We start from the raw sequence: 23,147 nt of genomic DNA on the forward strand, positions 1-23,147 counted from the left end.
CATGTCGCCTCGGCCACTCGCCCTCGTCACCGGAGCCACCCGCGGGATCGGCGCCGCCATCGCCCGCGCGCTCGCCCCCACCCATTCTCTCCTACTCGGCGGCCGCGACGCCGGGCAGCTCGCCGCCGTGGCCGATGCCCTCCCCGACGCCGTCTCGTGGCCGTTCGACCTGCTCGATCTTGAGGCGGTCACCGCGGCGGCATCCCGCATCGAGCACCTCGACGTGCTCGTGCACTCCGCCGGCGTCGCCGAGCTCGGCACGGTGGCCGACGCCGACCCCGCGGCGTGGCGCCGCAACTTCGAGCTGAACCTCCTCGCACCGGTCGCGCTGACCCGCGCGCTGCTGCCGGCCCTGCGCGCAGCCGGCGGGCACGTCGTCGTGATCAACTCCGGTCAGGGCATCAGCGCCCGGGAAGGCTGGGGTCCCTACGCCGCCAGCAAGTTCGGCGCACGGGCGTTCGCCGACGTGCTGCGCGCCGAGGAGCCCCGGCTGCGCGTGACGTCGATCTTCCCGGGCCGCACCGACACGGAGATGCAGCAGGCCATCGTCGCCGCCGAGGGCGGCACCTACCGGCCCGCCGAGTACCTGCGACCGGACTCGATCGCGGCCGCCGTCGCGTCCGCCGTCGGCGCGAGCCCCGACGCCCACCAGACCGAGATCGTCATCCGGCCGCGGTGACGACGGCCCGGGCGGCCGCGCGCAGTGCTGCCACCGTGGCCCGGATCGCGGGCCGTCGCTGCGTGTTCTCCCTGGTCAGCACGTGCACGTCCCGGCCGAACGCGGGCCGCAGCGGCAGCAGCCGCACCCCGTCCGGCAACGGGCCCAGCCCGAGCGTCGGCATGATCGCCACCCCGAGCCCGGCCGCGACGAACGCCAGCTGCGTCTCGTGCTCGCGCGCGGTGTGGGCGACGACGAGGTCGCCGCCGTGCGCGCGGAGGGTGTGCGCGAGCCAGTCGCGGCAGATCGAGCCGCGCTGCCAGGTGATCCACGGCTCGTCCCGCACGGTCGCCACATCGACGTACTCGCGGGTGGCGAGCCGGTGGCCCGCCGGCACGGCGATCATGGCGGGATCGTGCAGCAGCAGGGTGGGCACGAGCCCGCGCGGCACACCGAGCGGAGCGTTCGTCCAGTCCAACGCGACCGCCAGGTCCAGGTCTCCGCGCACGACCAGCGGCACCGACTCGTCCGGCTCCATCTCGACCAGTTCGAGCCGCAGTCGCGGGTGCTCGGCCCGCAGCGCGGTGAAGGCGGCCGGCAGCAGCCCGCGCGCCGCCGTCGCGAACGCCGCCACCGTGAGCTTGCCCTCGACCGATCCGCGGCGTTCCTGCAGGTCGGCCTCGGCCCGTTCGACGGCGGCGAGGATCTCGCCGGCGTGGTCCACCATCCGCAGCGCGAAGTCGGTGAGCACCACGCCGCGGCCGCGCCGGTCCAGCAGCGGCTGCCCGACCTCGCGCTCCAGCTTCGCGACCTGCTGCGAGACGGCAGACGTCGTGAGGTGCAGCACGTCGGCCGCGGCGGTGACGGAGCCGTACGTGGAGATGGCGTGCAAGGTGCGGAGCCGTTCCAGGTTCAACACCGTAGAGATGCTACGAGATCGCTCGCAGTTCTTCGTGATTGTGCTTCATACATTGCGGCCCCGAGAGTGGTCGGCATGACCCGCACCGAGATCACTCCGTCGACCCGCCTGTGGTGGGTCCGGCTGCTGGCACTGGCGACCGTGTGGGGCACCAGCTTCCTCCTGATCAAGGTGGCGCTGGAGGCGTTCGCCCCGGTGCAGATCTCCTTCGGCCGGGTCGCCGCCGGCGCGGTCGTGCTGCTCGCCGTCGTGGTGGCGCGCCGGGACACCCTGCCCCGCGAGCCCCGGGTGTGGCTGCACCTGAGCATCGCCGCCCTGCTGCTCAACACCATGCCGTTCACCCTTTTCGGGTACGCCGAGCAGCGCATCTCCTCCTCCCTCGCCGGGATCTGCAACGCCGCCACGCCGCTCTTCACGGCCCTGCTGACGCTCGTCGCGCTGCGTGAGGAGCGGCCGGACCTGCGGCGCGTGGCCGGGCTCGTCGTCGGCTTCGGCGGCGTGCTCCTCGTGCTCGACGTCGCCGGCGGGGTCGTGACGGGCGATGCGACCGGCGTCGCGCTGGTCCTCGGCGCAGCGCTCTGCTACGCCCTCGGCTGGATCCACCTGCGCCGCTACGTCACGGGCACGGCGTACTCCGGCGTCGCGCTCTCCGCAGGCCAGCTGCTCGCCTCCACCGCGCAGCTGGCGGTCGTGACGCTCGCGGTCACCTCGCCGCCCACGACGTACCCGTGGGCTGCGCTCGGCGCGCTGGTCGCGCTCGGCGCGCTCGGCACCGGGTTCGCGTACGTGCTGCAGTACCGGATCATCCGCGACGTCGGCGTGACCGTCGCCGCGACCGTCACCTACGTGATCCCGGTGGTCGCCGTGGCCGCCGGGATCGTCGTGCTCGGCGAGCAGCTGCACCTCCACCAGCTCCTCGGCGCCGCCGTGATCCTGGCCGGGGCGTGGCTCAGCCGCGCACAGCCCCGGTGACGGGCGCCGACTTCTTCGCATTTCACGCAAAAAGGACCCGAGCCGTTCATTGCAGAAACAAGCGAAACGGCGCCTCGTCGGAATGGCTGCACCGATATCACGAGGATCGTCGAATTGTTTGCAGAAGCGCGAGAGTCACCCATTAGTGTCGCCGCACGTGCCCTGGGCGTGCCTCGACAACAGCCGGGTGAGTGAACAGCCGAGCGCGCCCGACGATCGTGCGTGTCCCCGGGGGGATTCGGCGCGCCGGCACGAACACATTCCTGGGCAGCGACGGGCGACCGCGAGCCCTGAGCTCGAAGGAGTCGTATGTCCGTGCCGACGCCGTCGGACGACGGTCACCTGATCGTCGTCTCGAGCCTGGGCGCCGCCCACCGGCGCACCTTCTTCGAGACGGTCTCGGCGCACTACCCGATCTGGCTGTTCGTCGGCGGCCCCGGCCGTGCGCAGGAGCCCAGTTGGGAGCTGCCCTACGTGGTCGGGCACACCAGCGTCGACACCCTGGACGCCGATGCCATGCGGGCCGCGGTGCGCGCGCTGCCCGAGCACGTCCGCGTGCGCGGCATCGTCTGCTACGACGAGGCGCGGGTGGTGGCCGCCGCGAAGCTGGCCACGACGCTCGGCCTGCCCGCCCCAGACCCCGACGCGGTGCTGCGCTGCCGCGACAAGCACCTGACCCGCACGGCGCTCGACGCCGCCGGCGTGCCGCAGGCGCAGTCGCTGGCGGTGCGCTCCCTGGACGAGGCGCTGGCCGCCGCGCAGAAGATCGGCTACCCGGTGGTGCTCAAGCCGCGCAACCTCGCCGCCAGCTTCGGGGTCACCCGGGCCGACTCGGACTCCGACGTCGCCGCCGCCTACGCCGCCGCCGGCGAGAAGACGCTGCCCGAGGTGCTGGAGCACCACGAGGACGGCGTGCTCGTCGAGGAGTACCTCGACGGCGAGGAGATCAGCATCGACTCCGCGTGCTTCGACGGGCGGATCGAGCCGCAGGTCGTCGCGCACAAGCTGGTCGGGTACCCGCCCAACTTCCTGGAGATGGGCCACACCGTCTCGGCGGGCGACCCGCTCCTGAACGATCCCGAGGTCCGCGAGGTGGTGATCGGCGCGCACCGGGCCGTCGGGTTCGACACCGGCGCCACCCACCTGGAGCTGAAGCTGACCTCGCGTGGCCCGCGCGTCGTCGAGCTCAACGCGCGGCTCGCCGGCGGGCTCATCCCGTACCTGGGCCGGCTGACCGGTGGCGCCGACCTGGAGCTGGCCGCGGCGACCATCGCGTGCGGCGAGGTCCCCGACCTGTCCAGGACCGACGGCGCGCCGGTCGCCGCCATCCGCTACTTCTACCCGCCGCACGACCTCGTCGTCGGCGAGCTGTACTTCGACGGGTCCGCCCTGCCGGCGTCGGTCGAGCGCGCCGAGCTGCTCACCGCCCCGGGCGAGCCGGTGCGGCTGCCCCCGCGTGGCTCGGCCTGGGAGAGCTACCTGGCGCAGGCCGTCGTCACCGGCGAGACCGTGAGCGGCTGCCACCGGGACCTCGACGCCGCGGGCGCCGCCGTCGTGGTCGTACCGGCGTGAGCACTGCCGCTGATCCCGACCAGCAGGTCGGCGCGCTGCGCACGCTGCGCGAGATGCCGAGCGCGGGCCGCCTGTTGCTGGTCGGCGTGTTCGTCAACCAGCTCGGCGCGTTCGTGCAGGCCTTCCTCGTGCTGTACCTGGCGCACCGCGGGTTCGGGCAGAGCGAAGCCCTGTTCGGGATGGGCGCCTACGGGGCCGGCGCGGTCGTCGGGCTGGTGTTCGGCGGCAGCATGTCCGACCGGCTCGGGCCCCGCCGCACGATCATGGTGTCGATGACGGCGTCGGCGATCCTGCCGGTGACGGTGACGCTGGTGTCGGAGTACGCGGTGATCGTCGCGGTGGTCGCGGTGGCCGGCGCCATGGCGCAGCTGTACCGCCCGGCCGCGGCGGCGATCCTCGCCGAGCTGGTCCCCGGCCCGCGCCAGACCATGGCGTTCGCGCTGAACCGGCTCGCGATCAACCTGGGCGCGTCCGCAGGCCCCTTGCTGGCCGGCGTCCTGATCACCCACGACCGGTGGGACCTGCTGTTCTGGCTGGACGGCATCTCCGCGGCGCTCTACGTGCTCATCGCCGCGTTCTTCCTGCCGCGCACCACGCCGGGCGCCGGGAAGGGGCAGGCGGCCGACCGCGGGCGGTACTGGGACGTGCTGGCCGACCCGCGCTACGTCGCGTTCCTCGTGGCCGTGCTCGGCAACGCGGTGGTCTACATCCAGATCTTCACGGTGCTGCCGCTGACCATGACGGACCGGGGCTTCGCCGACCACGACTACGGCACCGTGCTCGCCTTCGGGGCGGCCGTGATCATCTGCTGCGAGCTGGTCGTCACCCGGTTCACCCAGCGCTGGCCCTCCCGCGTCGCTGCTGCGACGGGCCTGGTGCTGCTGGGCGTCGGGCTGGCCTGCTACGGCCTGCCGGTGCCGGCGTTCGCGCTGTTCTTCGTCGGCACCGCCATCTCCACGGTCGGGCAGATCATCGGCGGGCCGGCGATCTTCGCCTACCCCGGCAAGGTCGCCCCGGCCGGTCTGAAGGGCCGCTACCTGGGCGCGTTCTTCGGCATGTTCGGGCTGGGCCAGGCGGTGGGTCCGGTCGTCGCGGCGCCGATCTACCAGCTGCTGGGCTCCGGCATCTGGTTCCTGTCCGGCCTGCTCGGCGTGCTGTCGGCCGGGCTGGCCTACCTCGGGATGGAGCAAGCGCCCGAGCAACGCGTCGAGACCGTCGAGGCGAGGAAGGCGACACAGTGAGAGATCCGGTCACCCTGGTGCTGTCCACTCCGCCCACCCCGAACGGGCCGCTGCACGTCGGCCACCTGTCCGGGCCGTACATCGCCGCCGACATCGCGGTGCGGGCGGCCCGGGCCGAGGGTCGCGCGGTGGTCTCCGTGTGTGGGCTGGACCCGCACCAGAACTACGTGCTGGCCAGGGCCGAGTCGGACGGCACCAGCCCCGAGGTGGCCCTGGACAAGTACGGGTCCCTGGTCCGGGACGCGATGGCCGTCGCCCGGATCGACCACGACGTGTTCTTCGAGCCCGACACCGACACCGCCTACCGGCAGGGCGTCGTGCGCGTGCTGGACGGCCTGCTCGAGCGCGGTGCCGCCACCGTCGAGGACACGACGGTGATGCGCTGCGCGGGATGCGGGCGGACACTGCACCACGTGCGCGTCGCGGGCCGCTGCCCGAGCTGCGGCGAGGGCGCGAGCGGCGGCACGTGCGAGGGGTGCGGCAGCTTCGTCACCGCCGCGACGCTGATCGACGCGCGCTCCACTTGCTGCCAGGCGGACCCGACGCCGGCGCAGCAGCGGATCCCGGTGCTGCACCTGGAGCGGTGGCGCGCCGAGCTGACGCAGGTCTGGGCGAGGGCGCAGGTGCCGAGCCGGGTGCGCACCCTGCTGGCGGGCTACCTCGACCACGGCCTGCCCGCCGTGCCGCTCGCGTACGAGACCGACTGGGGCATCCGCTGGGGCGATCTGCGCGTGGACGTGTGGGCCGAGATGGCGTTCGGCTACGTCTACGGCATCGCCCGGCACCTGACCGGCACCGATCCGACCGACCTGGCCGCGTGCGCCGCCGGGTGGTCGGGCGTGGCCGGCATGTGGAACTTCTTCGGCATCGACAACGCCTTCTACTACACGGTGCTCAACCCGGCGGTCATGACCGCGGCCGGGTTGGACCCGGGGCTGCTGCGCGGTGTGGTGGTCAACGAGTTCTACCGGCTGGACGGGCTCAAGTTCTCCACGAGCCGCGACCACGCGATCTGGGCCCACGAGTTCCTCGCCGCCGAGGACCCGGCCGTCGTGCGGGCCTACCTGTCCTGGGAGCGGCCGGACCGGTCGTCGACCGACTTCACCCGCGCCGGCTACGAGGCGTTCAAGCAGCGCTGGACCGCTGTCATGAACGGCCCCGGGAGCGACGCGCCGCGCGTGCTGGCCGAGAAGGACGCCGACCGCGCCGCGCAGGCACTGCGGCTGGAGTCGTTCGACCCGGCCGTCGCGGTGCGCTGCGTGCTCGACGCGCACCAGGTCGATCCCGCGCTGGTGGCCGGCTCGCTCGCCGCCCTGACCGGCGCCTGAGTCCCCCTGCACCGTCTTCGCACACCCCTGGAGCAGCCGATGCGTGTCCTCGACCGCGCCCGTTCCGCGTCGATCCCGAAGGAGAACATGGAGTTCGTCCGCTGGGAGCAGTTCGGGCTCGACGACGCCCTGCCGTTCGGCGCGATGTGGTACACGGTCGCGCCGCAGACCACGTCTCCCCGGGACGTGCACGTTGAGGCCGAGCTCTCGATCGTGCTGTCCGGCCGGGCCAGCGTCGAGGTCGGCGGGACCGTCACCGATGTCGAGCAGGGCGACGCGTTCCTCCTCGACGGCGACGAGCCCCACATCGTCCACAACCGTTCTGACGTGCCGCTGGTGATCTTCAGCGCGTACTGGGACCCCACCCGTCCCGCTCGACGAGAGGCCGCATCATGACCGGATCACCCGCCCCCCACCTCGACGGCCTGCCGCACTACTTCGCAGCCGGCATCGGCGCGGGGCCGGCGAACCTCAGCCTGGCTGCCCTGTTCCGGTCCGGGACCAGCGAGTCGATCGCGCTGTTCGACCGGCAGCCGGCGGCAGGGTGGCACGAGGGGCTGCTGCACTCCGGGGTGCGGATGCAGACCTCGTGGATGAAGGACCTGGTGTCGGTCGTCGACCCGACCCACGAGCTCAGCTTCCTCAACTACCTGGTCCGCAACGGCCGACTGTTCTCGCTGATCAACGCCCAGTTCGACGTCATCCCGCGGCGCGAGTACATGCGGTACCTGGCGTGGGCCGCCGACCACATGGACGACGTCCACTACGGGCACGAGGTCGATGTCGTCACGTTCGAGGCGGGTCGGTTCGTCGTCCACTGCGACGAGAAGCCGGTGGCCACGGCGCGGCACCTCGTCGTCGGCGTGGGCACCCAGCCCGCCCGCCTGCCCGGCCTGGCCACGCTGCCGGCCGAGCGCTCGTTCGTGGCCGACGACCTGCACCGGCGCCTCCCCCAGATGACGGAGGGCGACAAGGCGGTCCCCGTGGCCGTGATCGGTGGCGGGCAGACCGGGTGCGAGTGCGTCCTGCGCCTGCTCGACGAGGGCTTCACCGACATCCGCTGGTACGACCGGTCGACCTGGTTCCACACGATCGACGACTCCCCCATCGCCAACGACGTGTACCGGCCCTCGCACGTGCAGTTCCTGCAGGGGCTGTCGCGCCCGACGCGGCGGCGGCTCGTCGAGGAGATGCAGCACACCGGCATCGCGCTGACGCCGGGCGCGATGCGCACGCTGTACCAGGCCAACTACGACCGGATGCTCGTCACGGGCGAGTTCCCGGTGACGCTGCTGCCCGGTCGTGAGGTCAGCGGCGGCGCCCTCGTCGACGGGGAGGTGGCGCTCGACGTCGTCAGCGCGGAGAAGCGCGAGCAGCACCGGGTGGGCTACGCGGTCGTGGCGATCGGCCGCGTCAACACGCCGGTGCCGCTGGCCCCCGAACTGGTCGCGCAGATCGACGTCGACACCGACGGCGAGGTGCTGGTCGGCGACGACTACGCGGTCACCTGGAAGGGCATGGCCGAGAACGGCATCTACGCGCTGAACCGCAGCATGTACGTCAACGGCATCACCGACAACAACCTGACGCTGCTGCCGGTGCGTGCGGCCACCGTGCTCAACTCGATGCTCGGCCGCGAGGTCTACACGGTCTCCGACGACCTCTCCCCCGTCAGGTGGGGATGAGTGGACTACGACGGGCTGCTGTTCCACCCCGCGGGCTCCGGCGCGGGTGACGACGTCTTCACGGGCACGTACCACCAGGTCGGCGATCTGGTCTGGGCGGAGATCGCCGGGCCGCCCGTGCGGCTGGGCCGCCTCGTCGGGACGGTCGCGGCGGACGGCACCATCGACGCCGGCTACTCGCAGGTGATGGACGACGGCGAGGTGGTGAGCGGGCGGGTGGTCAGCCGCCCGACGCTGCTGCCGGACGGCCGCGTCCGCCTGGCCGAGCACTGGCGTCGCAGCGACGGGAGCTCGGGGGTCTCCTACATCGACTCGGAGTGAGCGAGCTGCCGCTCGCGCACATCGTGATGTGCGTGAGCGGTGGGTCGAGCTAGTGGAGCCGCAGGAACGCGGTCGCCGCCCTGCGCGCCCGCCGGTCGATGTCCCCGGGGCTCGGCGTCTCGGCGATGCCGAGCAAGAGCGTGATCATGAGGTCGCCCCACAGCAGGTCCGCGAACTGGTCGACGAGGTCCGCGGAATCGTCCGCGAGCAGGCCGCGCGCTCGCGCCGTCGCCATCACCTGCGCCAGTGCCGCGCGGCTGACCTGCCGCCCGGAGGAGTCCAGCACGCGGGCGACCTCCGGGGCGCGGACCGCCTCCGCGACGGCCAGCCGGAAGACCGCGATGACCGTGGGGTTCGTGGTCTCGCTCAGCAGCCGGGTCCCGAGGGCGACGAGCGCGTGCTCCAGCTCCGCGCGGTCGTGCACCTCGGGCAGGTCGGTGGGCACCTGCAGGCGCTTGGCGCGCTCGCTGATGCAGGCGACGAGCAGCTCCTGCTTGTTGCCCACCGCGTAGAGCTCGCGCTTGGAGACGCGCGCGCGGCTGGCGATCTCGAGCGTGCTGGTCTCGGCGTAGCCCGCTTCCGTGAACGCGGCGAAGGCGGCGTTGAGGACGCGTTGGCGGACCGACGTGTCGTCCGCGGTCTCCGCGCGTCGACCCGATGTCGCTGGCATCCCTACCCCCTTGACGTGGTACCCGACGGTACCATACCGTTCCGAGTCCTGGTACCAGTCGGTACCACGCAGCGAGAGGAGCGGACGATGAATGGGACCGTGCTCGTGACCGGCGCTGCCGGCGGCCAGCAGGGCAAGACCGGGCGACGCGTCACCGAGTTGCTGCGCGAGCGCGGCGTCCCGGTGCGCGCCATGGTCCGCACGCTGGACGACCGCGCCGAGTACCTGCGCAGCCTCGGCGCGGAGGTGGTGGTGGCTGACTTCCTCGACTTCCCGTCGATCGAGCGGGCGGTGGCGGGCGTCTCCACGGTGTACTTCGCCTACCCGGTCCAGGACGGCCTGCTCGACGCGACCGTCACCATGGCCGTGGCCGCCCGCAACGCCGGAGTCACGCGGCTCGTCGACATGGTCATGCTGGTCTCGACGCCGGACGCGCCGACGCCGCGCCTACGGGAGAACTACCTCTCCGAGCAGGTCTTCGAGTGGGCGGGCATCGGGGCAGCGCACGTCCGGGCCACGGTGTTCTACGAGAACATCCGTGCGCTCGCGAACGCGACGATCGCCGCGGGCGTCGTCATGGCGCCGTTCGGGGACGACAGCACCGCGATCCCGCTCGTCGCGGGCGACGACGTGGCGCGCGTGGCGGCGGGCGTGCTCACCGCCCAGGACGTTCCGGCCGGCAGCTCCTTCTCCGTGATCGGGCAGGTCCTGACCGTGCGGGAGATCGTCGACAGCCTGTCCCGGGGATTGGGTCGCGAGGTCCGCTACCAGGACGTGAGCGACGAGCTGTGGGCCGAGGCGGCCCGCACCCGCATCAACGGCCACGCCGTCGCGCACCTGTCCAAGCTGTGGGCGGCTTTCCGCGACCAGCCGGACGAGTTCGCCCCGACGAGCACGATCGAGGAGATGGGCGGGCGTCCGCCGAAGACGTTCGCCGAGTTCGTGGCCGAGGAGCGCGGCAGCTTCGCAGCGCAGGCGGCCTGACGATCCCGCTGCGCGCGTGTGTGCGGCCGGCAGGAACTCTGGTCGCCGTGTCCGGGGCGCTGCCCCGACCTGCTCCGCTCAGCACTCGCCCCTCGCACCCGCGCTCGACGCAGCCCCGGCGAACCCATAGCCGAGAACGGCCCGTTACACCAGAATGCGCTGGACGAGTCGCACGTCATCGGCGGAAGCGGGAGCATGAGCGGGGAGGAGTTCGGGCCCTACCGGCTGCTCTCACGGTTGGGCGCGGGCGGGATGGGCGAGGTCTGGCGCGCCCGGGACACCCGCACCGACCGCGAGATCGCGATCAAACGGCTGCATCCGCGGCTCGCCGGGGACCCGACCTACGTGGCCGGTTTCCGCCGCGAGGCCGCGCTCGTCGCGAAGCTCAACCACCCCGCGATCGTGCCGATCCACAGCTACGGCGAGATCGACGACCTGCTGTACATCGAGATGCCGCTGCTCGCCGGCACCGACCTGGCCGCGCTCGTCATCCGCGAGGGGCCGCTGGAGCCGGCCCGGGCGGTCGAGGTGATCGCCCAGGTCGCCGAGGCGCTCGACACCGCGCACGCGGCGGGCCTGGTGCACCGCGACGTCAAGCCGTCGAACGTGATGGTGCAGGCCCGCCGTCGTGGCGACTTCGTGCACCTCATCGACTTCGGCATCGCCCGGCCCGCGGACGCGACCACCGGCATCAACGTCGGGCTGGTCGGCACGCTGGACTACATGTCGCCGGAACGGTTCGACAACGCCGGCGACCTCCGCGGCGACGTCTACGCCCTCGCAGGCGTCCTGTTCTACGCGCTGACCGGCCAGAAGCCGTTCGCGCCGCCCCCGGACGTCGATGCCGACGTGTTCTTCTACGTCAACGCCCACCTCCACCGGCCGCCGCCCCGCCCCTCCGACTACGCCCCGGCGAGCGTGCGGCCGCGCCTGGGCGGGTTGGACGCCGTCGTCGCCCGGGGCATGGCCAAGGACCCGGCCGAGCGCTACCCCAGCGCGGGCGAACTGGCGGCAGCCGCGCATGCCGCCCTGGATGCGAGCCCGAGCACCGACGCGGGCGCGGCGCGGACCGTCCGTATGCAGTCGCGGTTCGCCGCACCGCCGACACCGCTTCCGCGCACCCAGGCAGCCCCGCCGGTCGTAGCCCGGGTCGCTCCGGTCGCGGCACCGGCGGATCGCATGCCGGCGGATCGCATGCCGGCGGATCGGATGCCCGCCGATCGCCTGCCGCCTGCGCGCAGCGCGCCACCCGCGGCACCGCCGAGAGCGGCCGCCCCAGCGCCACCCGCATCGAGTGGGGCGCGGCGGCGGCGCATCCAGCTGGGCATCGGCGGCCTGCTCCTCACGGTGGCCGTGATCGCAGCGGCACTGGTCTGGGCGAACCTCCCCCGAGCAGGGACGGATCCGGCACGGCCGACCGGTACGGCCGCGCCCCCGATCACCGAGCGCACCCTGACCGGTCACACCAACTGGGTGTTCGGGTTGGCGACCGCGCAGCTGGACGGGCGCACCGTCGTGATCTCCGGCAGCGGGGACAACACGATCCGGTTGTGGGACCCGGCCACCGGCGCACCGGTCGGCTCCACCTTCACCGGCCACACCGGGCCCGTGGCGGCCGTGGTGACGGCGCAGCTGGAGGGGCGCACCGTCGTGGTCTCCGGGAGCTGGGACAAGACGGTGCGGGTCTGGGACCTCGCCACCGGAACGCCGGTCGGCGCCCCCTTCACCGGCCACACGGGGCCACTGTTCGCCGTGGCGACCGCGCAGCTCGAGGGGCGCACCGTCGTGATCTCCGGCAGCAACGACAACACCGTGCGGGTCTGGGACCTGGCCACCGGGAGACCCGTGGGCTCCCCGTTCACCGGCCACACCACCGCAGTGGCCGCGGTGACGACGGCCGAGCTGGACGGCCGCACCGTCGTGATCTCCGCCAGCAACGACGGCACCGTGCGGGTCTGGGACCTGGCCACGGGGACACCGGTCGGCGACCCCTTCACCGGCCACACGGGGCTCGTCCAGGCCGTGGCGACCGCGCAGCTGGACGGCCGCACCGTGGTGATCTCCGGCGGCGACGACGGGGTGCGGGTGTGGGACCTGGGGTCCAGGGCGCCGGTCGGGTCGCCGTTCACCGGGCACACGAAGCGCGTCGTCGCGCTGACGACCACGCAGCTCGGCGGGCGCACCGTGGTCGTCTCCGGCGCGTGGGACAACACGGTCCGGGTGTCGGACCTGGCCACCGGCGCGGCGGTGGGCACCCCGTTCACCGGCCACACCGACTTCGTGTGCGTGGTGGCCACCGTGCAGACGGGCACGCGGACGGCGGTGCTCTCCGGGGGCCGGGACAACACCGTGCGGGTGTGGGACCTGGACGCGCGAGCACGTCCCTGACCCGCGGGGTCGGCCTCGTCAGTCGGCCGGCGGGTGGCGGAAGCGCTCGACCAGGCCGGTCAGGGTGTCGCGCCAGACGGGCCCGAGGTCGACGGCCGGGTCGAGCATCGGCCAGAATCCCGGGCCGTCCGGCGGCCGCCACGTCGCCAGCTCCGAGGCGCCGAGGCCCTGGCAGGTCGCGTGGAAGGCGAAGCAGCAGGCCTCGTCGGTCCGGCCCGGATGGACGCCGCCCGCCTCCCGCAGGCGCCGGACCCGGGCCCGCAGCGCCCGGTAGCTGTCGTAGCCGGCCCGCATCACCGCGTCCCGGGCGAGCAGCTCTGCCGAGACCTGCTCGAACGTGAGCCGGAACAGGGCCGGCTCCTCGAGGGCGAAGGTCCGGAAGCCGTGCACGCCGGCCGTCACGAGGTCGGCGGCCGGGTCGGCGGTCGGCGCTACCCCGTTCACCAGCGCGGTGAGCCGGTCGTATCCGCGCCGAGCGAGCGCGTCGAGCATGCCCGGCATGGACCCGAAGACCGTGTAGACGGCGCGCGCGCTCGTGCCGGCCGCCTCGGCGACCGCGCGCACCGACACCGCCGGTGGGCCGCCCGCACGCAGCAACGTCAGCGCCTCGTCGAGGAGCACCTCGCCGGTCGCCTCGTCGTGGACCCGCTTCCTGCCCATGCTTGACAGCCTAACGTAGAGTCGTAACGTTACGTCGTAACGCTATGGCCGTGCGAATCGAGGTGACGGGCCATGGAGCTGAACCGGATCGTCGTCGTCGGTGGCGGTGTCGCGGGTCTCGCAGCAGCCGCGACGCTGTCGGGGCGGGCTCGGGAGGTGGTGCTGGTCGAGCGGCACCCCGCCCCGGCGCTGCCCCCGCAGGCGGGGCTGCCGCACGCGATGCTCGTCTCCGGCGCACTCGTGCTGAACGAGCTGTTCCCCGACCTGCAGCGGAGGTTGCTGGACCGCGGCGCCGCGCCGGCGGGACCCGACCCGACGCGCGTCGCGTGCCACTGGGCGGCCGCCGGAGCGGTGCGGCGCGAGCTGCGCTTCCCCGCACCCGGGGTCGCCCGCGCGCTGTGCAGCCGGGAGCTGATCCAGCAGGAGGTGCGCGCGGCGGTCGAGCAGCTCCCGAACGTGCGGTTCGAGCACGACACGGTCACCGGGGCACTCGTCCGCGACGGCGCGGTCCACGGCGTCACGCTGCGGTCCGGGCCGGCCGTCGCGGCCGATCTGGTGGTCGACGCGGGTGGGCGCGACGGGGGCGTGCCGCTCGGCGGACACGTCCCCGAGCCGCCGACCAGCACCGTCGGCGTCGACATCCGGTACACGGCGTTCCTCGTCGAGCGTCGCCCGGAGGACCTGGACGGCGCGGTGCTCGCGGCGGTCCAGCACACGCCCGCCGTCCCGCGCATGGGCATCGCACTCCCGATGGAGGGGCATCGCTGGCAGGTGGGGTTCGGGGCGTTCTTCGGCCAGGCCGGTCCCACCGACCCCGACGACGTCCGCGCGTACGCCGCGGGACTCGCCGACCCCGTCCTCGCCACGCTCCTCGACCGGCCGTTCCTCGACCGGCCGCGGCGCTACACCTTCCGCGCAGGACAGCGCCGCCACTGGGACCGGCTGCCGCGACCGGTGCCCGGCTACGTCGCCGTCGGGGACTCGGTGGCGAGCTTCAACCCGATCTACGGTCAGGGCATGAGCTCGGCCCTGCTGCAGGTGCGCGAGCTGGGCCGGCTCGTCGCCCGGCACGGTGCGGGACGAGCGCTCGCCGTCGCTGCGCCGAAGGCGATCGCGACCGTCGTCGACGCACCGTGGCGGATCTCGACCGGCGCCGACTTCATGTACGAGCAGACGGTCGGGCCGCGGCCGCGCGGCCAGGCGCTGGTCAACGGCTACGTGGCACGGGTGCTGCGGGCCGCCGCCGTCGACGACCGCGTGAACCTCGCGTTCACGTCCGTCTCCCACCTGCTGGCACCGCCGGCGGCGCTGTTCGCCCCGCCGGTGCTCGCCCGCGTGCTGCGCCACCGCCCGGCGCCGGCCGCACCGACCCGGCGCCCGGTCAGGCCGGTCTCGACGCGGTGAGGCCCGTCAGCAGGTGCCGCCGTGCGCGAATTGTTCAAGATCGGTGACGGCGCGTGCCGCACCATCGAACCGACCTGGCGTTCGCCTGGTCGAGGACACGGACCACGGAGGCCGCCATGACGACAGCAACGCAGGTACCCGGCCACATCGCGGGCACCTGGGACATCGACCCGGTGCACTCGACCGTCGCGTTCAAGGTGCGGCACCTGATGATCAGCACGGTGCGGGCCGGTTCGCCACCTTCGACGGGTCGATCCACACCGGCGACCACGTCACCGAGTCGACCGTCACCGCGACCATCGACGCCACCTCGATCGACACCGGCAACACCCAGCGCGACGCGCACATCCGCTCGGCCGACTTCTTCGACACCGACAACCACCCCACCTGGACGTTCCGCTCGACCGACGTCCACGCCAGCGGCGAGGAACTGCTCGTCGAGGGCTACCTGACGATCAACCGCAACGACTTCGGCGTGGACATCGCCATGCCGCTGGACGGGGGCGGCGTGGTCGTCGGGGACACGGTGCACGTCGAGCTGGAGATCCAGGGCGTGCTCCGCCAGGACGCGTGACCACCACGGGAGGAAGAACGATGTCCCAGGTCTACGTGTCCATGGCGATGTCGCTGGACGGGTTCGTCACCGGCCCCGCAGGACGACGCGCAGAACCCCGCCGGCATCGACGGCATGCGCCTCATGGACTGGCTCGGGGGTGGGGGCAAGGACGACAGCGGCATCGAGGCGATGCGGCCCCGCGACGCCAACAGCCAGATCGTGTTCGACGAATGCCTGGCCACGGGCGCGGTGATCACCGGCAGGCGGACGGGGGACTTCGCCGGCTACTGGGGCGGCGACCACCACGACGGCGTGCCGATCTTCGTCCCGACCCACGAGGCACCCGCGGAGAACCCGTTCGAGCGCGTCCACTACGTCACCGAGGGCATCGCCGCGTGCGTGGAGCAGGCCAAGGCGGCCGCCGGCGGCCGCGACGTGTTCATGCACGGCGCCTACACCGCCCAGCAGGCCCTCAAGGCCGGGGTGCTCGACGCCGCCGAGATCCAGTTGCGGCCGGTGCTGCTCGGCCAGGGCCGCCGCCTCTTCGACGACCTTCCCCCGAGCACATCGAGCTGGAACTGGTCCGCGCGCTCCAGGCGCCGACGACCCTGCACCTGCGGTACGAGGTCCGGCACAGATGACTCCCGGGTGCTGTCGATCGGAGCCGATCCCGTTCGTCGGTGGGCAGGATCTACCGAGAGGAACCGTCATGGCAGCACCGGTCGTGCACTTCGAGATCGTCGGCAGGGACGCGGAGCGGCTCCGCAGCTACTTCGCGGCGTTGTTCGGGTGGCAGTACGACACGTCCGCCCCGGTCGCGGAGGAGGTGTCGGACGCGGGCGAGTACGGGTTCGTCGACCTCCTCACGACGCCGGACGGCACCGGGATCCGCGGCGGCGTAGGAGGCGGCCCGGGCCACGCGCCCAAGGCAGTGTTCTACGTCGGCGTGCCGGACGTGGAGGAGGCGCTGGCCGCGGCCGAACGCCTGGGCGGAACCCGGGTGATGGGCCCGGCCCGCAACCCGGCGGGGCACCTGGTGGTCGGCCACTTCGCGGACCCCGAGGGCAACGTCGTCGGCGTCGCAGGCCCGCGCTGAGCCCGACCATCACCGGAGGAGCACGGACATGGTCGACATCTTCGGCACCCTGTTGACGACACCCCGGCGGCCGCTCGCGGCGTCGGCGCTGCCCGACGCGCCCGTCCGCGACGACCGGTGCCTATCGTTCCCGCGATGGTGGGGAACCACACGCAGGAACAGGATCAGGAAGATCGCCGATGACCGATCGCCTCGGTAACCGCATCCGCGCGCTCCTCGCGGCGGAGCCGTCGATCCGCGAGGTGTCGATGTTCGGCGGCCTGTCGTTCATGCGGCGCGACAAGATGCTCGTCAACGTCCGCCGCAGCGGGGAGCTGCTGGTCCGCGCCGATCCCGACCGGGCGCCCGACCTCGTGACCGACCACGGGGCGCGCCCGGCCGAGATGGGGGCCGCACGGCGGCCGATGGCAGCGGGCTGGCTGCAGGTCGCCCCCGAGCTGATCGCCACCGACGACCAGCTCCGCTTCTGGATCGACGTCGCCCGGGAGTTCAACGAGCAGGCGGCGGACGGGACCGTCCGTCGTAGCCGGTCCCATCCTCGGCGAAGGTGACCGACCGCGTGGCGACGCCGGCTTGCGGTCGTGTCGTCGTCAGCTCCAGTTCCGACCGCGCATGCTGATCACCCCTCGCCGGCGGGCGCGCCATGCCCCGCGACGCGCGACGCCGCGGGATGAGGCCGGTCAGGGCACGCTCATGAGCACCTGCGGAGCGGCCCGCTCCACCGCGTTCGCTCCTTCCTCGAGGAGAGATCGACAGCACGCCTTCCGCGGAGCACGCCGGACGTGTAGACCCGCGGGAATGGCTCGCTACGGCCCGCAGTTCGGTCCCGACATCACCTTCCTCGGCGTCGACCGGTGCGACTGGGCGGACGCGTCGACGTTCGCCGACGCCGACGTCGTCATCCTCGGCGCCCCGTTCGACGGTGGCACCTCGCACCGCTCGGGCACCCGGTTCGGCCCGCAGTACATCCGGCAGACGTGCTACCTGCCGCACGACGGATCCCGCCCGTCGCTCGCGCTGCGCGTGGACGGGCTGCGGGACCTGCGGGTCTACGACGCCGGTGACGTGGAGATGTACTCCGGTGACGCGGAGCGCTCGGTGCGCGACCTGCAGGCAGCCGTCCACGCGGTCGCCCGCACGGGGGCGATCCCGTTGATCCTGGGCGGCGACCACACGATCGCCTGGCCCGACGCGGCCGGGGTCGCGCAGCACATCGGACAGGGTCGCGTCTCGATGATCCACTTCGACGCGCACGCCGACACGGGTGACATCGACTTCGGCTCCCTCATCGGGCACGGGCAGCCGATGCGGCGGCTGATCGAGTCGGGCGCGCTGCGCGGCGACCGGTTCCTGCAGCTCGGGCTGCGTGGCTACTGGCCGGGCCCGGAGACCCTGGCCTGGATGGCCGAGCAGGGCATGCGGTCCTACGAGATGACCGAGATCGTCGCCCGCGGCCTCGACGAGTGCCTCACCGAGGCGTTCGCGATCGCCACCGACGAGTGCGACGGGGTCTTCCTCTCCGTCGACATCGACGTCTGCGACCCGGGGCACGCCCCCGGCACCGGCACGCCGGAGCCGGGCGGGTTCTCGGCGCGCCAACTGCTCGACGCGGTGCGGCGGATCGCCTACGAGCTGCCGGTCGTCGGCGTCGACGTGGTGGAGGTGTCACCGCCGTACGACCACGCCGACATCACGTCGTTCCTGGCCAACCGCGTGGTGCTCGAGGCGCTCTCGGGCATCGCCCGCCGCCGCCGCGACGCCGCCGACGGGACGGTGTGGGACCCGCACCAGCCGCTGCTCGACGGGCGGTGACCTACTCGCGCTCCGCCACCGTCGGCTCGCGCGCGTCCACGTCGATCTCCTCGATGGTTAGGCCACGGGTCTCCGGCGCGCTGAGGACCGCGGCCGCAGCCACCACGCAGCACAGCCCGGCCAGGATCGCGACCGGCACCCATCCGGTCGGGCCGGGTCGGAGGACGGCGTACGAGAGCGTCGGGGCGAATCCGCCCAGCAGGTAGCCGAACTGCGTCCCGACCGCGACGCCGGAGAAGCGCACCGTCGTCGAGAACAGCTCGGCGGCGATCGACAGCTGGGTGGCGTAGGCCGCCATGAAGAAGAACACGACGACGCACTGCGCGACCGTCATCAGCGGGACGTCACGCACCGCGATGAAGTGGAACTTCAGGAACAGGACGGCGCCGCCACCGAGCACGCCGACGACGAACACCGGGCGGCGGCCGACCCGGTCGGCCAGCACCGCCCAGAACGGGATCGTCACCGCTCCGGCACCCAGGCTGATCGTGGTGATCGCCACGACGAGCGCGGCGTCGAGTCCGGCGACCCGCGTGGCGTACGAGAGCCCGAACACGGCCGAGATCGACGTCGGTGCCGCCATCAGGCACAGGAGCACGACGCGGACCACGTTCTGCCAGTCGTGCCGCAACAGCTCGCGGAGCGGCGGGCGCGTCCGCTGTGCCGCGACCGCCGCGAACACGTCGGCGTCCCGCAGCCCGCGGCGCAGCAGGAAGACGACTGCCATGCCGGCCGCGCTGCCGAGGAACGGGAGGCGCCACCCCCAGGCCAGCAGCTCCGGCTCCGGCATGGCCAGCACCGGGACGAACGCCGCGTGCCCGAGGAAGTTGCCCAGGATCGTCCCGGTGTTGGTGGAGCTGGTGTAGAACGCCCGCTGCCTCGCGGGCGCGAGCTCCGTCGTCAGCGTGCTCGACCCGGCCTGCTCGCCGGCCGCGGAGAACCCTTGCGCCAGCCGCAGGACGACCAGCGCGACCGGGGCCAGCGGGCCGATCGTCGCGTAGCCGGGCAGGCAGCCGATCAGGAACGTCGCCGTCCCCATCAGGACGATGGTGAAGACCAGGATCCGCTGCCGGCCGACCCGGTCGCCGAGGTGCCCGAGGACGAGGGCACCGACGGGCCGAGCGATGTAGGCGACGCCGAAGGTCGCCATGGCACCCATCTCCGACGCGAAGCCGGCCCCGCCCGGGAAGAACACTCGACCCAGCACGACCGCCGCGACGAGCCCGTACAACGCGAAGTCGAAGTACTCCAGCGTCGTGCCGAGGAAGCCCCCGATCGCCGAGCGGCGGGCCTGACGCAACTGCTGATCGGACATGGTCACCCCCCATCTGCGCCGGTCGTGATTGTGGTGCCTTGCCGGGGTGCTGCGACAGAATCTCCCGCGATGGTGACCATCCCGTCCACGCCGCGCGCGAGCCGTGCCCCGCTCCTGCTCGATCGCGCAGCCGAGCTGGGCGAGCTCGACGCTGCGATCGTCGAGGTGACGGAGACCGGGGACGGGCTGCTGCTCGCCGTCGAGGGTCCGGCCGGGATCGGTAAGACCGTCCTGCTCGCCGAGCTGGCCCGCCGGGGCAGGGCTGCAGGGATGCGCGTGCTCTCGGCGCGGGCCGGCGAGCTCGAACGCGACTACGGCTTCGGGATCGTCCGCCAGCTCTTCGAGCCCGTCCTGCTCGGTGCCGGGGCCGACGAGCGCGCACGGCTGCTCGACGAGGCGGCCCGGCTCGCGGAACCCGTCTTCGACGTCGGCACGGCCGCCGACGGCGGTGGTCCTGCCGACTTCGCGCGGCTGCACGGCCTGCACTGGATGGCCGCGAACCTCGCAGAACGCGGTCCCGTACTGCTCGTCGTCGACGACGTCCAGTGGGCGGACGACCCGTCGCTGCGGTTCCTCGACCACCTCACCCGCCGTCTGTTCGGGCTGCCGGTCCTCGTGGCGCTGGCGGTGCGGAGCGGCAAGGACGCCGGTCGGCCGCTGCTGCAGGCCATGGTGCTGGAGGCACGCACGCGGGTCCTGCGCCCGCGACCGCTCGACCCCGCAGCCGTACGGACGCTCGTCCGCGACCGGCTCGATCCCGCGGCCGGTGACGAGCTGTGCCGGGCGTGCCACGAGGTCAGCCGGGGCAACCCGTTCCTGCTGACCGAGCTGATGGCCGAGCTGCGCCTCGACGCCCGGCCCGTCGCGGCGCTCGACCCGGCGGGCGTGCGGCAGCTGGGCCCCGCCCGCGTCGGTGCAGCCGTGCTGATGCGGGTGGGCCAGGCCGACCCGGACGCGCCCGCGCTGGCCGCCGCGCTGGCCGTCCTCGGCGAGCACGCATCGCTGGTCACGGCGGCGGCGCTCGCCGACCTGGTTCCCGCGCGGGCGGCGGAGGTGCACGACGCGCTCGCCGGGATCGCCGTGCTCGAACCGGGCGAACCCCTCCGCTTCGTGCATCCGCTCGTGCGCACCGCCGTCTACCGCGACATCGCCCCGGCCCGCCGCTCCGAGCTGCACGCCCGCGCGGCCGCGCTGCTGGGCGAGCAGAACGCACCGCCGGAGTCCGTCGCCGTCCACCTGCTGGCCACCCGCCCCGCCGGTGATCCGGGTGTGGTGGACGCGCTGCTGGCCGCCGCCCGCTCCGTCACCGCCGCCGACACCGCCCGGGCCCTGCTGCGACGGGCACTGGCCGAACCGCCGGCCACGGACCAGCGGCTGCCCGTCGTGTTCGAGCTGGGCCGGGCCGAGGCGGGCTGGGGCACCCCTGCGGCGGGTACCCACCTGCGCGAGGTCTACGACACCGCGGACGACCCGGTGCTGCGCGCCCGAGCGCTGATCCTGCTCGGCGAGCACCTCGTGCCCGACGCGCCGCGGCTCCGCGACGTGTTCCCCCTCTACGAGCCGGCTGCGCGCGCGGTCGCGCCGCACGATCGCACGCTGGAGCTGCAGCTGGAGCTCGCGCGCCTCGTGGCGCTGCAGATGCACCCCGACCTGCCCGTCAGGTTCGAGGACGAGATCCGGCGGTTCCGCGACCTCCCCATGGACACCGTCACCGAGGTCGACATCCACTCCTTCCGCGCGCGGGCCGCGCTCGCCGCCGGCGACGTCGCGGACGCCGTCGCCGTCGCCGAGCGGGTGGCCGTCCACCCGGTGATCAGCGGACGGGCCCCCACCTGGGCCCGCGTCAACACGACGCTCTGCCTGGTCGCCACCGAGCGCTACGACCTGGCCGAACGCGAGCTCACGAGGATCCTGCACGGCCCGGACCTGCGGGGTCTGCCCAAGCAGGTCGCCGCCACCCGGTGGCAGCGCGCGCTCGTCCGCCACGCCCGCGGCGACCTGCGCGGCGCGGAGTCCGATGCGCTGGCCAGCCTGGAGGCTCGCGACAAGTCTGCGCCCTTCACCGTCGCCATGGCGGTGGCCCGGCTGATCGGGCCGCTGGTCGACCAGGGCCGCCTCGCCGAGGCCGCGGCGCTCGTCGTCGAGCACAGGATCGACGGGCAGCTGCCGCCGGCGCAGTCGGCCGTCGTCCCGCTCATCAACCGCGGCCGCCTCCGCGCCGCGAACGGCGAGCCGGGCGCTGCGCGGGCCGACCTCGAGGAGGCGCTGCGCCGCCTGCGGGCCGGCCGCTGGCTGAACCCGTTCGAGTTCGACGCCCGGATCCCGCTGACGACCGTGCTGCTGGCACTCGGCGACTCCGACGCCGCTGCTGAGCTGGCCGAGGAAACCCTCCAGCGAGCGAACGCCCTCGGCGTCGCCAGAGCTGTCGGCGGCGCCCTGCGCGTCGCCGGGCTCGTGCGCGGCGGCCGACCGGGCCTCGATCTGCTCGAGCAGGCGGTCGACGTCCTCGCGGAGTCACCCAGCCTGCTGTGGCGGGCCGAGGCGCTCGTCGACCACGGCGCCGCGCTGCGGCGGAGTGGCCGGCGCAGCGCGGCCACCACCCCGCTGCGCGACGGGATGGACCTCGCCCACCGCTGCGGCGCCACACCGCTCGCCGACCGCGCCGCCGACGAGCTCCGCGCGCTCGGGCACCGCATCCACCGCCGCGCCACGACCGGCGCCGACGCCCTCACCAGCAGCGAACGCCGCGTCGCCGAGCTCGCCGCCGACGGACTGACCAACAAGCAGATCGCGCAGGCGCTGTTCGTCACCACGCGGACCGTGGAGCTGCACCTCTCCCACAGCTACGCGAAGCTCGGGATCACCTCCCGGGACGGCCTGGCCGCCCGGCTGACCGACCCAGGCTGACCGTCATCGGATCGCGGGCGACCCGAGGTGGCGGGCGAGGGCGCGGCGGGCCCGGGCCGGGGCGCCGCGGTCGCCGCGCAGCTGCAGGTAGTGGTTGAGCGCCAGCATGGTCGCGACGATCTCGTACAGGAGCTGGTCGATGTCGGTGTCGGGTGGCAGCTCGGCGGAGTTGACCGCCCGCCAGATGCTGACGCGCAGCTCCCGCTGCCACAGCGCGTCCGCGTGGGCGACGGCGTCGCGCACCGGGCCGTCACGGCCGTCGAACTCGGTCGCGGTCGCCATGAAGAAGCAGCCACCGGGCGCACGCTCCAGGTAGGAGATCCACGCCTCGCAGACCGCGCGGAGGTACGGCAGGCCGCGCGGCACCCCGCGGGCGCGTTCGGGCACCTCGCGCAGGAACGTCTCGACGGCGACGTCGACGACCGCCAGCTGCAGGGCTTCCTTGGTGCCGAAGTGCCCGATCACCCCGGCCTTGCTCATGCCGAGCCCGGTGGCGAGACGGCCGATGGTCAGCGCCTCCAGGCCTTCCGCAGACGCGATCGCCAGGCCCGCGTCGAGGATGCGCCGGCGGGTGCGGCCGGCCTCGACGACGGACCTCCGCGGGCTCATGCCGAGACTATAGATTACGAACGATCGGTTGCTATCCTCCGGACGACCCT

21 protein-coding genes and 1 pseudogene are annotated in these 23,147 nt (G+C 73.3%); 17 read left to right on the forward strand and 5 right to left on the reverse strand.

The window, feature by feature from the left end:
* Window position 1 precedes the first annotated feature (1 nt).
* On the forward strand, window positions 2–679 hold the full coding sequence (locus ACQEVB_RS30760; protein ID WP_432978899.1) for an SDR family oxidoreductase: 678 nt from the start codon (window positions 2–4) through the stop codon (window positions 677–679).
* Here the strand turns inward: ACQEVB_RS30760 and ACQEVB_RS30765 are convergent.
* Window positions 663–1,577: a LysR family transcriptional regulator gene (locus ACQEVB_RS30765; RefSeq protein ID WP_432978902.1), complete on the reverse strand. Its 915-nt coding sequence runs from the start codon at window positions 1,575–1,577 to the stop codon at window positions 663–665. The genes ACQEVB_RS30760 and ACQEVB_RS30765 overlap by 17 nt on opposite strands.
* Window positions 1,578–1,652: 75 nt before the next feature.
* Here ACQEVB_RS30765 and ACQEVB_RS30770 point away from each other — a divergent pair, with 75 nt between their 5' ends.
* The 7 genes from ACQEVB_RS30770 to ACQEVB_RS30800 all read left to right on the forward strand — a co-directional run bounded on the left by ACQEVB_RS30770 (window position 1,653) and on the right by ACQEVB_RS30800 (window position 8,696).
* On the forward strand, window positions 1,653–2,549 hold the full coding sequence (locus tag ACQEVB_RS30770) for a DMT family transporter (protein WP_432978905.1): 897 nt from the start codon (window positions 1,653–1,655) through the stop codon (window positions 2,547–2,549).
* Between the two features lie 309 nt (window positions 2,550–2,858).
* Window positions 2,859–4,121, forward strand: a complete 1,263-nt coding sequence (locus tag ACQEVB_RS30775; protein ID WP_432978908.1) for an ATP-grasp domain-containing protein — start codon at window positions 2,859–2,861, stop codon at window positions 4,119–4,121.
* On the forward strand, window positions 4,118–5,362 hold the full coding sequence (locus ACQEVB_RS30780) for an MFS transporter (protein ID WP_432978911.1): 1,245 nt from the start codon (window positions 4,118–4,120) through the stop codon (window positions 5,360–5,362). The genes ACQEVB_RS30775 and ACQEVB_RS30780 overlap by 4 nt, the downstream gene beginning before the upstream one ends.
* On the forward strand, window positions 5,359–6,690 hold the full coding sequence (locus ACQEVB_RS30785) for a class I tRNA ligase family protein (RefSeq protein ID WP_432978914.1): 1,332 nt from the start codon (window positions 5,359–5,361) through the stop codon (window positions 6,688–6,690). Before ACQEVB_RS30780 ends, ACQEVB_RS30785 begins: the two co-directional genes overlap by 4 nt.
* A gap of 39 nt (window positions 6,691–6,729) precedes the next feature.
* On the forward strand, window positions 6,730–7,086 hold the full coding sequence (locus ACQEVB_RS30790) for a cupin domain-containing protein (protein WP_432978917.1): 357 nt from the start codon (window positions 6,730–6,732) through the stop codon (window positions 7,084–7,086).
* Window positions 7,083–8,375 carry a SidA/IucD/PvdA family monooxygenase gene (locus ACQEVB_RS30795; protein ID WP_432978920.1) on the forward strand — a complete coding sequence of 431 codons (1,293 nt, stop codon included), beginning with the start codon at window positions 7,083–7,085 and terminating at the stop codon, window positions 8,373–8,375. The genes ACQEVB_RS30790 and ACQEVB_RS30795 overlap by 4 nt, the downstream gene beginning before the upstream one ends.
* Window positions 8,376–8,696, forward strand: coding sequence for a hypothetical protein (locus ACQEVB_RS30800; RefSeq protein ID WP_432978923.1), 321 nt, complete (start codon window positions 8,376–8,378; stop codon window positions 8,694–8,696). It abuts the gene before it with no gap.
* 49 nt (window positions 8,697–8,745) lie between these two features.
* On the opposite strand, the gene ACQEVB_RS30805 is transcribed toward ACQEVB_RS30800, so the two are convergent.
* Complete coding sequence (locus tag ACQEVB_RS30805) at window positions 8,746–9,366, reverse strand: TetR/AcrR family transcriptional regulator (protein ID WP_432978926.1); 621 nt, start codon at window positions 9,364–9,366, stop codon at window positions 8,746–8,748.
* A gap of 87 nt (window positions 9,367–9,453) precedes the next feature.
* Here ACQEVB_RS30805 and ACQEVB_RS30810 point away from each other — a divergent pair, with 87 nt between their 5' ends.
* Window positions 9,454–10,350, forward strand: a complete 897-nt coding sequence (locus tag ACQEVB_RS30810) for an NmrA family NAD(P)-binding protein (RefSeq protein ID WP_432978929.1) — start codon at window positions 9,454–9,456, stop codon at window positions 10,348–10,350.
* Between the two features lie 195 nt (window positions 10,351–10,545).
* Window positions 10,546–12,738 carry a serine/threonine-protein kinase gene (locus ACQEVB_RS30815; RefSeq protein WP_432978933.1) on the forward strand — a complete coding sequence of 731 codons (2,193 nt, stop codon included), beginning with the start codon at window positions 10,546–10,548 and terminating at the stop codon, window positions 12,736–12,738.
* Between the two features lie 18 nt (window positions 12,739–12,756).
* Here the strand turns inward: ACQEVB_RS30815 and ACQEVB_RS30820 are convergent, their stop codons facing one another.
* On the reverse strand, window positions 12,757–13,398 hold the full coding sequence (locus tag ACQEVB_RS30820; protein WP_432978936.1) for a TetR/AcrR family transcriptional regulator: 642 nt from the start codon (window positions 13,396–13,398) through the stop codon (window positions 12,757–12,759).
* 72 nt (window positions 13,399–13,470) lie between these two features.
* Here ACQEVB_RS30820 and ACQEVB_RS30825 point away from each other — a divergent pair, with 72 nt between their 5' ends.
* From ACQEVB_RS30825 to speB, 6 genes and pseudogenes are all read left to right on the forward strand, one after another.
* Window positions 13,471–14,802, forward strand: coding sequence for an FAD-dependent oxidoreductase (locus ACQEVB_RS30825; RefSeq protein ID WP_432978939.1), 1,332 nt, complete (start codon window positions 13,471–13,473; stop codon window positions 14,800–14,802).
* Window positions 14,803–14,815: 13 nt separating this feature from the next.
* On the forward strand, window positions 14,816–15,376 hold the full coding sequence (locus tag ACQEVB_RS30830) for a YceI family protein (RefSeq protein ID WP_432978942.1): 561 nt from the start codon (window positions 14,816–14,818) through the stop codon (window positions 15,374–15,376).
* A 171-nt stretch (window positions 15,377–15,547) separates the two neighbouring features.
* Window positions 15,548–15,865, forward strand: a pseudogene (locus tag ACQEVB_RS30835) (dihydrofolate reductase family protein); the annotation flags it as partial.
* A gap of 202 nt (window positions 15,866–16,067) precedes the next feature.
* The gene (locus ACQEVB_RS30840; protein ID WP_432978945.1) at window positions 16,068–16,454 is read left to right on the forward strand and encodes a VOC family protein; all 387 of its coding nucleotides are present in this window, start codon (window positions 16,068–16,070) and stop codon (window positions 16,452–16,454) included.
* 179 nt (window positions 16,455–16,633) lie between these two features.
* Window positions 16,634–17,005 (forward strand): TfoX/Sxy family protein, encoded by a 372-nt coding sequence (locus ACQEVB_RS30845; RefSeq protein WP_432978948.1) that lies wholly within the window; start codon window positions 16,634–16,636, stop codon window positions 17,003–17,005.
* A gap of 247 nt (window positions 17,006–17,252) precedes the next feature.
* Window positions 17,253–18,266: an agmatinase gene (speB, locus tag ACQEVB_RS30850; protein ID WP_432978951.1), complete on the forward strand. Its 1,014-nt coding sequence runs from the start codon at window positions 17,253–17,255 to the stop codon at window positions 18,264–18,266.
* Window position 18,267: 1 nt separating this feature from the next.
* Here the strand turns inward: speB and ACQEVB_RS30855 are convergent, their stop codons facing one another.
* Window positions 18,268–19,581 (reverse strand): MFS transporter, encoded by a 1,314-nt coding sequence (locus ACQEVB_RS30855; RefSeq protein ID WP_432978954.1) that lies wholly within the window; start codon window positions 19,579–19,581, stop codon window positions 18,268–18,270.
* A gap of 69 nt (window positions 19,582–19,650) precedes the next feature.
* Between ACQEVB_RS30855 and ACQEVB_RS30860 the strand changes: the two genes are divergently transcribed.
* Window positions 19,651–22,488 (forward strand): ATP-binding protein, encoded by a 2,838-nt coding sequence (locus tag ACQEVB_RS30860; protein WP_432978957.1) that lies wholly within the window; start codon window positions 19,651–19,653, stop codon window positions 22,486–22,488.
* A gap of 3 nt (window positions 22,489–22,491) precedes the next feature.
* Here ACQEVB_RS30860 and ACQEVB_RS30865 read toward each other — a convergent pair whose 3' ends face one another.
* Complete coding sequence (locus tag ACQEVB_RS30865; protein WP_432978960.1) at window positions 22,492–23,097, reverse strand: TetR/AcrR family transcriptional regulator; 606 nt, start codon at window positions 23,095–23,097, stop codon at window positions 22,492–22,494.
* Between the last annotated feature and the right edge of the window lie 50 nt (window positions 23,098–23,147).

The organism is Pseudonocardia sp. CA-107938 (assembly GCF_050936315.1).
GTDB lineage: Bacteria > Actinomycetota > Actinomycetes > Mycobacteriales > Pseudonocardiaceae > Pseudonocardia.

What these genes read in the sequence shown, in the direction of transcription:
- ACQEVB_RS30760 (WP_432978899.1), top strand. Translation starts at nt 2, where the DNA reads ATGTCGCCTCGGCCACTCGCCCTCGTCACCGGAGCCACCCGCGGGATC.
- ACQEVB_RS30770 (WP_432978905.1), top strand. Translation starts at nt 1,653, where the DNA reads ATGACCCGCACCGAGATCACTCCGTCGACCCGCCTGTGGTGGGTCCGG.
- ACQEVB_RS30775 (WP_432978908.1), top strand. Translation starts at nt 2,859, where the DNA reads ATGTCCGTGCCGACGCCGTCGGACGACGGTCACCTGATCGTCGTCTCG.
- ACQEVB_RS30790 (WP_432978917.1), top strand. Translation starts at nt 6,730, where the DNA reads ATGCGTGTCCTCGACCGCGCCCGTTCCGCGTCGATCCCGAAGGAGAAC.
- ACQEVB_RS30795 (WP_432978920.1), top strand. Translation starts at nt 7,083, where the DNA reads ATGACCGGATCACCCGCCCCCCACCTCGACGGCCTGCCGCACTACTTC.
- ACQEVB_RS30805 (WP_432978926.1), bottom strand. Translation starts at nt 9,366, where the DNA reads ATGCCAGCGACATCGGGTCGACGCGCGGAGACCGCGGACGACACGTCG.
- ACQEVB_RS30810 (WP_432978929.1), top strand. Translation starts at nt 9,454, where the DNA reads ATGAATGGGACCGTGCTCGTGACCGGCGCTGCCGGCGGCCAGCAGGGC.
- ACQEVB_RS30815 (WP_432978933.1), top strand. Translation starts at nt 10,546, where the DNA reads ATGAGCGGGGAGGAGTTCGGGCCCTACCGGCTGCTCTCACGGTTGGGC.
- ACQEVB_RS30820 (WP_432978936.1), bottom strand. Translation starts at nt 13,398, where the DNA reads ATGGGCAGGAAGCGGGTCCACGACGAGGCGACCGGCGAGGTGCTCCTC.
- ACQEVB_RS30825 (WP_432978939.1), top strand. Translation starts at nt 13,471, where the DNA reads ATGGAGCTGAACCGGATCGTCGTCGTCGGTGGCGGTGTCGCGGGTCTC.
- ACQEVB_RS30840 (WP_432978945.1), top strand. Translation starts at nt 16,068, where the DNA reads ATGGCAGCACCGGTCGTGCACTTCGAGATCGTCGGCAGGGACGCGGAG.
- ACQEVB_RS30845 (WP_432978948.1), top strand. Translation starts at nt 16,634, where the DNA reads ATGACCGATCGCCTCGGTAACCGCATCCGCGCGCTCCTCGCGGCGGAG.
- speB (WP_432978951.1), top strand. Translation starts at nt 17,253, where the DNA reads ATGGCTCGCTACGGCCCGCAGTTCGGTCCCGACATCACCTTCCTCGGC.
- ACQEVB_RS30855 (WP_432978954.1), bottom strand. Translation starts at nt 19,581, where the DNA reads ATGTCCGATCAGCAGTTGCGTCAGGCCCGCCGCTCGGCGATCGGGGGC.
- ACQEVB_RS30860 (WP_432978957.1), top strand. Translation starts at nt 19,651, where the DNA reads ATGGTGACCATCCCGTCCACGCCGCGCGCGAGCCGTGCCCCGCTCCTG.
- ACQEVB_RS30865 (WP_432978960.1), bottom strand. Translation starts at nt 23,097, where the DNA reads ATGAGCCCGCGGAGGTCCGTCGTCGAGGCCGGCCGCACCCGCCGGCGC.